The 11,822-nt window shown below is 42.8% G+C and carries 11 protein-coding genes; 4 read left to right on the forward strand and 7 right to left on the reverse strand.

Going from position 1 to position 11,822, the window contains the following annotated elements; translation table 11 throughout:
• Window positions 1-46: 46 nt before the first annotated feature.
• On the reverse strand, window positions 47-1,012 hold the full coding sequence (locus EZ437_RS12080; RefSeq protein ID WP_131596273.1) for a hypothetical protein: 966 nt from the start codon (window positions 1,010-1,012) through the stop codon (window positions 47-49).
• Between the two features lie 105 nt (window positions 1,013-1,117).
• Between EZ437_RS12080 and proS the strand changes: the two genes are divergently transcribed.
• From proS to EZ437_RS12100, 4 genes are all read left to right on the forward strand, one after another.
• Window positions 1,118-2,590: a proline--tRNA ligase gene (proS, locus tag EZ437_RS12085; RefSeq protein WP_131596274.1), complete on the forward strand. Its 1,473-nt coding sequence runs from the start codon at window positions 1,118-1,120 to the stop codon at window positions 2,588-2,590.
• Between the two features lie 10 nt (window positions 2,591-2,600).
• Window positions 2,601-3,740, forward strand: coding sequence for a cystathionine gamma-synthase (locus tag EZ437_RS12090; protein WP_131596275.1), 1,140 nt, complete (start codon window positions 2,601-2,603; stop codon window positions 3,738-3,740).
• 23 nt (window positions 3,741-3,763) lie between these two features.
• Window positions 3,764-4,630, forward strand: coding sequence for a TIGR02757 family protein (locus EZ437_RS12095; RefSeq protein ID WP_131596276.1), 867 nt, complete (start codon window positions 3,764-3,766; stop codon window positions 4,628-4,630).
• An 88-nt stretch (window positions 4,631-4,718) separates the two neighbouring features.
• Window positions 4,719-5,234, forward strand: a complete 516-nt coding sequence (locus EZ437_RS12100; RefSeq protein WP_131596277.1) for a YdeI/OmpD-associated family protein — start codon at window positions 4,719-4,721, stop codon at window positions 5,232-5,234.
• On the opposite strand, the gene EZ437_RS12105 is transcribed toward EZ437_RS12100, so the two are convergent.
• From EZ437_RS12105 to EZ437_RS12130, 6 genes are all read right to left on the reverse strand, one after another.
• On the reverse strand, window positions 5,231-5,965 hold the full coding sequence (locus EZ437_RS12105) for a polyprenol monophosphomannose synthase (RefSeq protein ID WP_131596278.1): 735 nt from the start codon (window positions 5,963-5,965) through the stop codon (window positions 5,231-5,233). The two genes, EZ437_RS12100 and EZ437_RS12105, sit on opposite strands and share 4 nt — an antisense overlap.
• A 49-nt stretch (window positions 5,966-6,014) precedes the next feature.
• Complete coding sequence (locus EZ437_RS12110; protein WP_131596279.1) at window positions 6,015-7,568, reverse strand: peptide MFS transporter; 1,554 nt, start codon at window positions 7,566-7,568, stop codon at window positions 6,015-6,017.
• Window positions 7,569-7,594: 26 nt separating this feature from the next.
• Window positions 7,595-9,349, reverse strand: coding sequence for a peptide MFS transporter (locus EZ437_RS12115; protein WP_131596280.1), 1,755 nt, complete (start codon window positions 9,347-9,349; stop codon window positions 7,595-7,597).
• A 113-nt stretch (window positions 9,350-9,462) separates the two neighbouring features.
• Window positions 9,463-10,344, reverse strand: a complete 882-nt coding sequence (locus EZ437_RS12120; RefSeq protein ID WP_225869562.1) for a hypothetical protein — start codon at window positions 10,342-10,344, stop codon at window positions 9,463-9,465.
• Between the two features lie 27 nt (window positions 10,345-10,371).
• Window positions 10,372-11,550: an acetyl-CoA C-acyltransferase gene (locus tag EZ437_RS12125; protein ID WP_131596281.1), complete on the reverse strand. Its 1,179-nt coding sequence runs from the start codon at window positions 11,548-11,550 to the stop codon at window positions 10,372-10,374.
• Between the two features lie 79 nt (window positions 11,551-11,629).
• Window positions 11,630-11,806, reverse strand: a complete 177-nt coding sequence (locus EZ437_RS12130) for an Arc family DNA binding domain-containing protein (RefSeq protein WP_131596282.1) — start codon at window positions 11,804-11,806, stop codon at window positions 11,630-11,632.
• Window positions 11,807-11,822: the final 16 nt, after the last annotated feature.

The raw sequence follows: 11,822 nt of genomic DNA on the forward strand, positions 1-11,822 counted from the left end.
TAAGAGTTTGAATTATCCTGCAGTATCGTAACTGCAGGATCGTTAATTAGCCTCTGCCAGCCCTTGCAGGTCTTGCGGAACTACCGCTGCCACTGCTGCTGCTTGAACCCCTGCTACTTTCAGTCCTTGCCGGAGGGGGAGAACTTGGCCTGCTTTCAGTTCTTGCCGGTCTGGCAGATTCTGTTCTTGCAGGAGCTTCAGTTCTTGCCGGCCTTGCTTGCTGAGCCGGAGGTCTGGTAGTTTCCGCACGTGAAGGTCTGGTGGAACTACCTCTGTCTACTCTTGATGGCGCATTTGCGTCAGGATTGTAGCGTTCAGACCTGGTTCTGCCAGGAATCACGTTTCCATTAGCATCGGTTCTTACTACCGAGCTTCTTGGATTACCATATCTTGAGTTATATCCCACACCGTCTTCTCTTCCCAAACGTGGTCTTGAACGGTAATCAGGTACATTGGTGGTCCTGCCTGTATAGTAACCACCACCGTAGAGGCCTCCGCCATAATATCCGCCACCATAGTAGCCTCCGCCCATAAAGCCGCCACCATAGTAATTGTTCCATCCCCAGTTATTATAACCCCAGTTGTTCCATCCAAAGCCTAATCCTAAGCCCCAACCCATGTTGTTATATCCCCATGGCGAATGCATGTAACCCCAGCCCATGCCACCGTAACCGCCCCAACCGAAGTCAGAATTCCAGCCACTGTAATAGTATGGGTCGTAGTAAGTCCGCCATGGACTTGCATAGTAAAATCTGTTGATCCTTGAAGAATAATCCTGATCGTAATAAGGATCACTTGTACCGTAGTAATCATCCTCGTTATATGCAGGTTCTTCTTGTTGTTGACTTTGAGCTACAACTACTGGCGCCGGAGTATATACTTTGGCCGTCGCCGTGGTGTTATAAACATCATCATCACTGTTAGATTGCTGTGCCATTCTGGGCGCAGAGCATGACGTAACAACTATCGTTGTCAGGGCAAGCATACTTGTCAATAAATGGATAGGTTTCATAACTATTTGTGTTGTTTGTGTGTTGCAATTTTTTTGTAGGTATAAATTTATAAATTTGTAGCCTACGATACAAGTTATTTAACACAAAAAACGTTCCAACGAGACATGAGCAAAGGTATTACAAGTAAAAACGAAGATTATTCCCAGTGGTATAACGACATTGTTATAAAAGCCGACCTGGCCGAGCATTCATCTGTAAAAGGGTGTATGGTCATAAAACCCTATGGATACTCCATCTGGGAGAAGATACAGGCGGTTTTGGACCAAAAATTTAAAGATACCGGACACAGTAATGCTTATTTCCCATTATTCATCCCTAAGTCATATTTCTCCAAGGAAGCGTCACATGTAGAGGGCTTTGCGACAGAATGTGCCGTTGTGACACACTATCGTCTTAAAAATGATGGGAATGGCAACATCATCGTTGATGAAACTGCGAAACTGGAAGAAGAACTGATCGTTCGGCCTACTTCTGAAACGATCATCTGGAATACTTATAAAGGATGGATCCAGTCGTACAGGGACCTGCCTTTGCTAATCAACCAATGGGCTAATGTCGTAAGGTGGGAGATGCGTACCAGGTTATTTCTGCGTACTACAGAATTTCTGTGGCAGGAGGGGCATACTGCACATGCTACAGCAGAGGAAGCAGTAGAAGAAACAAGGAAAATGCTGGATGTGTATGCAGATTTTGCAGAAAACTGGATGGCAGTACCTGTAGTAAAAGGGGTGAAGACGGCTAACGAGCGTTTTGCAGGAGCCTTAGATACGTATTGCATAGAGGCATTGATGCAGGACGGAAAAGCCTTGCAGGCAGGAACTTCACATTTCCTGGGACAGAACTTTGCCAAGGCATTTGATGTTAAGTTTACCAATAAAGAAGGCAAGATAGAGCATGTTTGGGCAACGTCATGGGGGGTATCTACCCGTCTAATGGGTGCGCTGATCATGGCACATAGCGATGATGCGGGTCTTGTGCTTCCGCCAAAACTGGCGCCTATACAAGTGGTGATCGTTCCGATCTACAGAAGTGAAGAAGAACTTGCCAAGATTTCTGTATTTGTGGATGAGCTCATGCCTAAATTAAAACGCCAGGGTATTTCAGTGAAATATGACGACCGTGATACACAGCGTCCGGGCTTTAAATTTGCAGAATATGAATTGAAAGGTGTTCCCATCAGACTGGCGATTGGCGGCAGGGATATGGAAAATGGTACGGTAGAGCTGGCCCGCAGGGATACGCGCGAAAAGCAGACGGTACAGCAGGAAGGCCTGGATATTTTTATTCCGCAACTGCTTGAAGAGATCCAGCAGAATATCTATAGTAAAGCACTGAATTTCAGGACTGAACACATTACTGATGCCGATTCTTATGAGGAGTTCAAGACGATTCTGGATGGTAAAGCAGGCTTCGTTTCAGCCCATTGGGACGGAACACCGGAAACAGAGCAAAAGATCAAAGAGGAGACCAAAGCAACCATCAGGTGTATACCTTTAGATAATAAACTCGAAGAAGGGGTTTGTATCTATTCCGGAAAACCGTCTACACAAAGAGTATTATTTGCACGTGCATATTAATTGATAAGCTATGAAATTCGCAACTAAAGCCATACATGCAGGACAGGAGCCTGATCCTACTACAGGAGCTGTTATGACACCGATATACCAGACTTCTACGTACTGGCAGAAATCTCCGGGCGACCATAAGGGATTTGAATATTCAAGGGGGACTAATCCTACTAGAAAAGCTTTGGAAGCTTGTCTGGCCGCATTGGAAAATGCCAAGTACGGACTCGCTTTTTCAAGCGGAATGGGGGCCACAGATGCGGTATTGAAATTATTAAAGCCTGGCGATGAAGTAATCACAGGTAATGATCTTTATGGAGGTTCTTATCGCATATTTACCAAAGTTTATGAGAAATATGGGATTAAATTCCATTTCATAGATTTCTCTAAACCGGAAAATATGCTGGCGTATGTGAATGAGCGGACTAAACTTGTCTGGATAGAAACACCTACCAATCCAACAATGCAGATTATTGACATTGAAGGGGTAGCTAAGATCAGCAAGGCGAATAATCTTATCCTTGCAGTAGACAATACATTTGCCTCTCCTTATCTGCAAAACCCAATGGACCTGGGAGCGGATATTGTCATGCATTCAGTGACCAAATATATTGGCGGACACTCGGATGTGGTAATGGGAGCTTTGCTGGTCAACGATGATCAGTTATATAAAGATCTTTGGTTCATTTACAATGCCTGTGGTGCGACACCTGGCCCCCAGGATGCGTTTTTGGTATTGAGGGGAATTAAAACCCTGCATCTGCGCATGAAAGCACATTGTGAAAATGGCGAACAGGTAGCTAAATTCCTTAAAACCCATCCTAAGATTGATAAGATCTACTGGCCGGGCTTTGAAGATCATCCCAATCACGATATCGCTAAAAAGCAAATGCGTGGTTTTGGTGGCATGGTATCGGTTACTTTGAAAGATGCTGATCTGCAGGAGACATTCCGTATTGCTTCTTCATTTAAAGTATTTGCGCTGGCAGAGTCGCTGGGTGGGGTGGAGTCGCTGATCAACCATCCGGTATCTATGACGCATGGCTCTATTCCTAAGGAAGAGCGTGAAAAGGTAGGGGTAACTGATAACTTGCTACGCTTAAGTGTAGGGGTAGAGGATATTTCAGACCTGCTGGCAGATCTGGAACAGGCGCTTGCTTAATCTGATCATTTAAAAATAAGCTATTGGAATTCCTCGAACTTAAGGATTTTTTGGATGTAAAAGTTGCATTGTACAACAGACCTGATTTTATTCAGAACGATCCGGTATGCATTCCACACCAGTTTTCTAAAAAACAAGACATAGAGATAGCCGCTTTTTTTGCGGCTATTTTAGCATGGGGGCAAAGGAAGACCATTATCAATAAATGCAATGAGCTGTTTGCGAGAATGGATCACGAGCCCTATGAATTTATGATGCATCATGGGGATGAGGACCTGAAAAGGCTTTTAGGATTCAAGCACAGAACCTTTAATGATACCGATCTGTTGTATTTTGTGTCATTTTTTAAGTCTCATTACCAACAGTTTGACAGCTTGGAGGCTGCTTTTTTGCCACCGGGAGATGTGTTTCAGACTGACTTTTTATCTGAACAGGTGTTAGGTAATTACCAGAGCGGATCGTATGCTTCTTCCAGTTGTATGCTTACTGAACTCAATAAGCAAACGCCTAAAATTGAAAGGGCTCTCAATTATTTCAGGGCTTATTTTTTCTCTTTACCGGAGTACCCGGGAAGGACCATTAAGCATGTGTCTTCGCCTTTGCAGAAGTCTACTTGTAAACGTCTGAATATGTTTTTAAGGTGGATGGTCCGCAGCGACGATAAAGGAGTAGATTTTGGTATTTGGAAAACGATTAAGCCTGCTGATTTAATTTGTCCCTGTGATGTGCATGTAGATAGGGTTGCGCGCAGACTGGGGCTCATTGAAAGGAAGCAGACGGATTGGCGTACGGCAGTTGAGCTGACGGACAGGTTGCTGGAATTAGATCCTTTAGACCCTGTTAAATATGATTTTGCACTGTTTGGCCTTGGAGTAGAAGAAAAGTTTTAAAAGGCTTGTTCCTATGTCCTCACATGAACGAGCCTTTTTTGGTATAGAGCAGGTATCATCTTATTATTTTTAATAACTTTAATCCTGTATGATTACTTTAAAAGCAGAAATAGAGTGCTATGGGGAAATGGGAGAGAAGACCGGATGGAGCTATGTATTCATTCCACAGGCCATTGCCCATCAGATAAAAGCCGATTGCAGGAAAAGTTTCCGGGTGAAGGGGAAGATAGACCAGGTTGCCATAAGTGGCATGGCTATGGTCCCGATAGGTGAAGGAGATTTCATCATTGCGCTAAAAGCAAGTTTAAGAAAGGAGCTGAGGAAGGAGGCTGGGGCAGTGGTAGAAGTGCAGCTGGAAGAAGACAAGGATTTTAAGATAGAGATTCCCGAGGATCTGGAACTATGCCTTTCTGACGAAGCCCAGCTATTGGAGAATTTCCTCAAACTGCCGATGTCTCACCGAAACTGGTATATCAACTGGCTCAATTCCGCAAAGACGGAACCGACAAGGACTAAAAGGATCTTAAAAATTATAAATGCGATGGATAAACGATGGGATTTTGGAACTATGATGCGCGATGGCAAGCCACGTGAAGAAGGTTAAGCCGGCCTGTCGTATTTTCTAAACCAGCTCCATACTTTCATCTGGATCACGCCAAAAAAAGCTTCCCTAAAGATCCTTGTGCTCATCTTTGAAGTGCCTTCTGTACGGTCAGTAAAGATAATGGGTACTTCTACCACGTTAAATCCGTAGTTGATGGCAGTAAATTTCATTTCTATCTGAAAGGCATAACCTACAAATTTGATTTTGGCGAGGGGGATGGTCTTTAATACCTTACGGCGGTAGCATTTAAAACCCGCAGTTGCATCCTGTATGTTTATCCCTGTTATGATGCGTACATACATAGACGCAAAATAAGACATCAGCACCCTGCTCATCGGCCAGTTGACCACATTAACCCCTTTTACGTAACGTGAGCCTATCGCAACATCTGCACCCTTTACGCAGGCCTCGCGCAAGCGTGCCAGATCATCAGGGTTATGAGAAAAATCGGCATCCATCTCAAAAATGAATTCATACTGTGACCTGGCCAGTGCCCAGTTAAACCCATGGATGTAGGCAGTTCCCAGCCCGAGTTTTCCTTTTCTTTGTTCCAGATGAAGTGCCGGATATTCCAGTTGAAGTTGCTTTACAATCTCTGCAGTGCCATCCGGTGATCCGTCATCAATGATCAGTATTTCAAAAAAATAACTTAAAGAAAATACCTTTCTAATGATCTTCTCAATGTTTTCTTTTTCATTGTAGGTAGGAATGATAACCAGGCTGTCTGACACGTAAAATAAATTAAATGGCGAAATTATGTAATCTAATTGAATTTTCCTTTTATTTTACTTCCTGCATTAGTTTTTTTACAACCGGAGAGATCGCGATTAATATTACACCTGCAATTAACGAATAGATCGCTAATTGTTTATAACCTTCCGTATAGGACATTAGCTTCTGCAGCGGGGTATCGTGCTCACCCGCCTGTGCCATACCCGCACCTAAAATACCTGCTACATACTGACCATAAGCACTTGCTAAAAACCACATTCCCATCATTACACCCTGAAGTTTTACAGGAGAAAGTTTGGTCATAATAGATAAACCGATAGGACTCAGGCAAAGCTCTCCGAAGGTCATCACCAGATATGCGATGATAAATACATCCAGAGACGCAATCCCTGCGCCATTGGAAAAAAACCTGGTACTGTAAAAAATAAAGAAGGCGCCAGCCAGAAATATAAAACCGAGTCCGAACTTAATTACCGTATTGGGCTCGATCTTTTTCTTTGCCAGCCCTATCCAGATGATGCTGAAGAGGAAGGCGAAGATGATGACAAAAAGTGAGTTTGCTGAATTGTTTACGCCATTAGGGTCGAGGGTTATGCTTCCCAGCAATTGAGAATCCAGGTTCCTTGCGGCAAATAAAGCTAAAGAACCGCCGCTTTGCTCATATATCCCCCAAAAAATAATAGAAAACAGGATGAATATTAAAGCCGCAATTAGTTTCTTTCGCTCTGCCCATCCATATTTAGACATTTCATAAATTATATAAACAAGCGTAGCCGGCCCAATGATGTACATAAACCAATCTGTATACTGAGTTTTGGCTACCATGATCATAATGACAGGTATCACAGCAAGAGAACCGGCATATACCGCATAATCATACCATTTTTTATTGTTTGCTTTAACTTTAACGGTAACCGGTTCAGTTTGCACTTTATCTTCTATTCCAGCAACCACAATGTCATTCATTTCTTCCTCACCGGAAGGTGGGAGGCCTATTGGCCCCAGACTTTTCTGGGTAAAAACAAATGTGATTAAACTGATGGTCATCACAATAGCTGCCAGGCCAAACGCCAGGTGCCAGGAGTATTCTTTTCCAATGGCAATACAGGCATATCCGCCCAATAAGGCACCGATATTAATACCAGCGTAAAACACAGAAAAACCAGCATCCCTGCGTGGATCGTCTGCCTTGTACAACTTGCCGACCATGGTGGAGATGTTGGGTTTGAAAAAACCGGTACCGATAATGGTAAAACTTATCCCCAGGAAAAAGAACTGATGCGGGTCGAATGCCAGGATGCTGCTTCCAATAATCATCAGGATACCACCCCAGAAGAGGGATTTTCTAAATCCCAGGATTTTATCTGCAAATAAACCCCCAATGAACGTAAATGCATATACAAAAGCCTGTGTAGCACCATATTGCAAATTGGCATCCACATCACTCATCAAGAGCTGGGTAACCATGAAATACGTAAGCATGCCACGCATTCCATAAAAGCAAAACCGTTCCCACATTTCAGAAAAGAACAAGGACCAAAGTTGCTTTGGATACTTGCCTTTAAAGTTCTGAATTTCTTGAAGCGATGGTTGAAAAGCCATAGTTTGTTTATTTTTATATAAGGCGCTTACCTAACGCCGTGCATCAGACGTTTAAGCAATGGATGTAAAAGTATAACCAATATACCCAGGCCTATAGGCACTAATGTAAAGATCAGGAAGAAAGTAGAAAGTGAATATTTCTGGGTGATCTCATTGATCATACCGCCCATTGCACCGGCGGTTTTATTACCAATGGCGATGGCCAGGTACCAGATGCCAAACATCACACCGATCATCCGCGCAGGTACTAATTTACTTACGTAAGAAAGGCCTACCGGTGATAAGCACAGTTCGCCTAAAGTATGGAACAGATAGGCAAAAATCAACCAGACCATGCTCACTTTTACAGATACTTCTCCACCCACAATAGTCGAGGCACCATAAGCGAGTGAAGCAAATCCAAGTCCCAATAGTGTCATGCCGATTCCGTATTTAAATGCAGCAGGAGGGTTGTATTTACTTTCCCATATTTTGGATACCAATGGTGCAAAAGAGATAATGAAAAACGAGTTTAAAATACCAAACCAGGAGGCTGCAACAGTAGTGGTCTCTTTTTGAAACTCATTGTTCAGCATCCAGATCACCACGCCCCAGATCACTACAAAGCTGGCTCCGAGAATGATATTTCCAGTAGCAAACTTTTTAAAGGTCTGCGTAAATAATTTCCATAAAACAAAAGTGATAATTCCAAGCGGAACAACTGTAAGTAAAGTATTTACAATCTTAAAGGCAGTAGCGGCACCCCCTGAAAAATCACGTTGTGTAAATTTATCTGCAAAGATGGTCATCGAACCACCGGCCTGCTCAAATGAGGCCCAGAAAAATACTGTGAAGAAGGCAAATATGGTCACCGCAATCAGACGGTCCCTGGTTACTTTAGCATACCGGACAATTCTGCCGATCAGTAAGATTAAAAATAATACCACTCCTGTTACAATCGTAAAACTTGCCCCCTGCATACCTAAAGCAGTAAAGTCAAGCAGATTGTTGCCGCTAATTTTAGAATATGGATCGTTTAATATCCATACCAGACCTAATAATAAAGAAAGTACGATTAAGATAAGGTCTAAATTTGTAAAAGGTACCCTTTTATCACCATCATCATTGTTGGCTTTCTTTAGGTTGTCCTCTTTAGTCGGTTTCCTGCCCACATCGCCAAATATTCCCTGTGTAAAGTAAAATTGCAGCATGCCGAAGAACATGAATATACCTGCTAAACCAAATCCCCAGCTCCAGCTTACTGTTTCGCCAATATAACCACATAGCATGATGCCTAAAAATGCACCTGCGTTAACACCCATATAGAAAATGGTATAGGCACCATCTTTCTTCTCAGGATGATCTTTGTAGATGTGTGAAACAATAGAAGTCATGTTGGGCTTGAAAAAACCATTGCCAAAAATTAAGAGACCGATGCCTAAATACAAAAAAGTAGGGGTCTCAACAGCCATACTGGCATGACCCATAGTCATCAAACAAGCCCCGATCACCACTGCCCAGCGATAACCCAGGTACTTATCTGCCAGGTAACCACCCATAATGGTAGTTAAATAAACCAACGAGGTATAAGTGCCATACAAGGCCAGTGCATTCTCTTCCGGCCAGGCCCAGCCCCCTTTATCGAGGTTAGAAATCAGAAATAGCACCAATAGTGCCCTCATGCCATAGTAAGAAAATCTTTCCCACATTTCTGTAAAGAACAGAACAAACAGTCCCGCAGGATGCCCGAGTACCTTATTCTCGAAAAAATTATTTGGAGTATCCAAACTTTGTGTATTCATGTCAGTTTTTTAGTGTGTTTATGTTTAGTTTTTAGTTAGTTCAACGCGCAAGATAGGTACATGCAAGCAAACTCCCAAATTTTTAATTTTCAGTAAAAGTGTATTAATTACACTTAAAGCTTCTTTACAGGCTGATTTTTCTTGTCTGCCGGATCAGCATACAAATCATCCTGTGCATTCGGGTCATTCTTCAGTTCTATGTCTTCTATCAGTTTTAGTTTTCCGTTTACAATCTTATACGCATCAAAGCTGAGGTCGGACGCATAAAACTCAAAGTTGCCTGCCATATCAGGTGTAAAAGGGGCAAGGTGGTCAAACACGATCATCCCTACATTCTTATCTGTTTTGAGGGTCATGGAGTTGAGCTTATTGTATTCAAAGATCACCCTGTTCTTGCTATTGTCATTGCCAAAAACAGCCTTTCCAAAAACAGGCTCATCTTTAACAAAAGACAAGATGTCAATCACCTTTTTAGAGGTTTTGGTGTTGTTTCCCTTCCAGCCTATTAAAATATAGTAAGGCTGTTTGCCATTGCTTATGACGGGTACAATCTCGTAATACGTAGCTCCGTACCATGTTTTATTAGCTGTAATCTGATTAGGGTCAATGGTTTCGGTTTGGTCTATCAGCGGGTACAATTTTAGTTTGCCATCCTTTGTTGCCATTTGTATGGTTCCGAAAAAACGGTAGGTACCGTCATCTATCGGTAGATGCCAGGAAAAGATCCTGAAAGAATTGTCAGCAGACTTAACAACAGAGATTTTTTTTAGTGAATCAAAAGGAAAGGCAAAAGAGCCATGGGTTTTTAAAGAATTCACCAGTGTTTTTATGAACTGGGCATTTAGCGAAAACCGTTGCTCATTGTTATCCGCATTAAAAGTTGCTTCGTTAAGTCTAAGCAATGAATCCTGGTACTTGTTCATTACCGGGCCGTTGTTGAATGCAAAACTATGTTGCGCGGTCAATTTTCCTGCCGCACAACATAATAAGATCATTAAAAAACCCAGCCCTTTATGCATCTATTAATTTAAGTTTTCTATTACCAGTGCACTTGCGCCGCCACCGCCATTGCAGATTCCGGCAACACCGATTTTTCCCTTATTCTGGGTCAGTACGCTCAACAATGTAACGACTATTCTGGCTCCCGAAGCGCCCAATGGATGACCTAAAGCTACAGCACCGCCATTTACGTTTACATTGTCTTCAGACAGTCCCAATTCTTTGTTATTAGCCAGTGAAACTACAGAAAAAGCTTCATTAATTTCAAAAAAATCTACGTCGTTGATAATTTTACCTGCCCTGTGCAAGGCAAGGGGAATGGCCTTAGACGGAGCGGTAGTAAACCACTCAGGAGCCTGCTGTGCATCGGCATAAGCCAATATCTTTGCCAGCGGTTTTAATCCGAGTTCTTTTGCTTTATCTGCGCTCATCAATACCAGCGCAGCCGCACCGTCATTTAAAGTAGAGGCATTGGCAGCAGTCACAGTGCCGTCCTTTTTAAATACCGGGTTTAATCCTGGGATCTTATCAAATTTAACAGCAAATGGCTCTTCATCTTTATCAACAACCGTAATATTGCCTTTGCGGTCTTTTATTTCAACGGGTACAATCTCTGAATCAAATTTTCCGTTTGTCTGCGCCGTTTGTGCCCTTTTGTAAGAACTTATGGCAAAAGCATCCTGATCTTCACGGCTAATCCCGCATTCTTGGGCACATAATTCTGCCGCCGAGCCCATGTGATAGTCGTTGTACACATCCCAAAGGCCATCTTTTAATAAGCCATCTGTCAACTGCCCGTGACCTAACCGATAGCCGGTTCGTGCTTTGTCAAGATAATAAGGAACATTGCTCATGCTTTCCATACCGCCGGCTACCACAATTTCATTTTCTCCCAGCGCAATGCTCTGCGCGGCAAGCATAATGGCCTTGGTTCCCGAAGCACAGACTTTATTGATGGTAGTTGCCGGAACATCAGGCAATCCAGCAAATTTAGCAGCTTGAGTGGCAGGTGCCTGACCGATATTGGCCGACAATACATTACCCATATACACTTCCTGAACGTCAGCAGGTTTTATGCCGGCTTTTTCAACTGCGCCTCTGATAGCAACGGCACCTAGTTGAGTAGCAGAAAAACCGGATAAAGAACCCCCAAAACTTCCAATTGGTGTTCGTATAGCAGATACAATTACTACCTCTTTCATTTCGTTATTTTATGTTTTGAAAGCAAAGTTATATATTTCCTGACCTGAGGGGCAAATTTCCATCGCTATTTAACAGAAATCATTCTGTATCATTTTTGTTGGCACGCTTTTTCCTTTTAGATTTTACAGCTTCACTCAGCAAAAACTCTATCTGTCCGTTGGTACTTCTGAATTCATCACCGGCCCACTTTTCTATTTCACTTAGTAAAGCTGGACTGATCCTAAGTACAAAAGCTTTTTTATCTTTCTCCGCCATGATTGTTTATTGCCGG

The sequence above is a fragment of the Pedobacter psychroterrae genome (genome assembly GCF_004331695.1).
Lineage (GTDB): Bacteria > Bacteroidota > Bacteroidia > Sphingobacteriales > Sphingobacteriaceae > Pedobacter > Pedobacter psychroterrae.

Bases quoted from the DNA above. Each gene is read 5' to 3' on its own strand.
- EZ437_RS12080 (WP_131596273.1), bottom strand. From the start codon at position 1,012: ATGAAACCTATCCATTTATTGACAAGTATGCTTGCCCTGACAACGATA.
- EZ437_RS12130 (WP_131596282.1), bottom strand. From the start codon at position 11,806: ATGGCGGAGAAAGATAAAAAAGCTTTTGTACTTAGGATCAGTCCAGCT.
- EZ437_RS12120 (WP_225869562.1), bottom strand. From the start codon at position 10,344: ATGATCTTATTATGTTGTGCGGCAGGAAAATTGACCGCGCAACATAGT.
- EZ437_RS12125 (WP_131596281.1), bottom strand. From the start codon at position 11,550: ATGAAAGAGGTAGTAATTGTATCTGCTATACGAACACCAATTGGAAGT.
- EZ437_RS12115 (WP_131596280.1), bottom strand. From the start codon at position 9,349: ATGAATACACAAAGTTTGGATACTCCAAATAATTTTTTCGAGAATAAG.
- EZ437_RS12090 (WP_131596275.1), top strand. From the start codon at position 2,601: ATGAAATTCGCAACTAAAGCCATACATGCAGGACAGGAGCCTGATCCT.
- proS (WP_131596274.1), top strand. From the start codon at position 1,118: ATGAGCAAAGGTATTACAAGTAAAAACGAAGATTATTCCCAGTGGTAT.
- EZ437_RS12110 (WP_131596279.1), bottom strand. From the start codon at position 7,568: ATGGCTTTTCAACCATCGCTTCAAGAAATTCAGAACTTTAAAGGCAAG.
- EZ437_RS12100 (WP_131596277.1), top strand. From the start codon at position 4,719: ATGATTACTTTAAAAGCAGAAATAGAGTGCTATGGGGAAATGGGAGAG.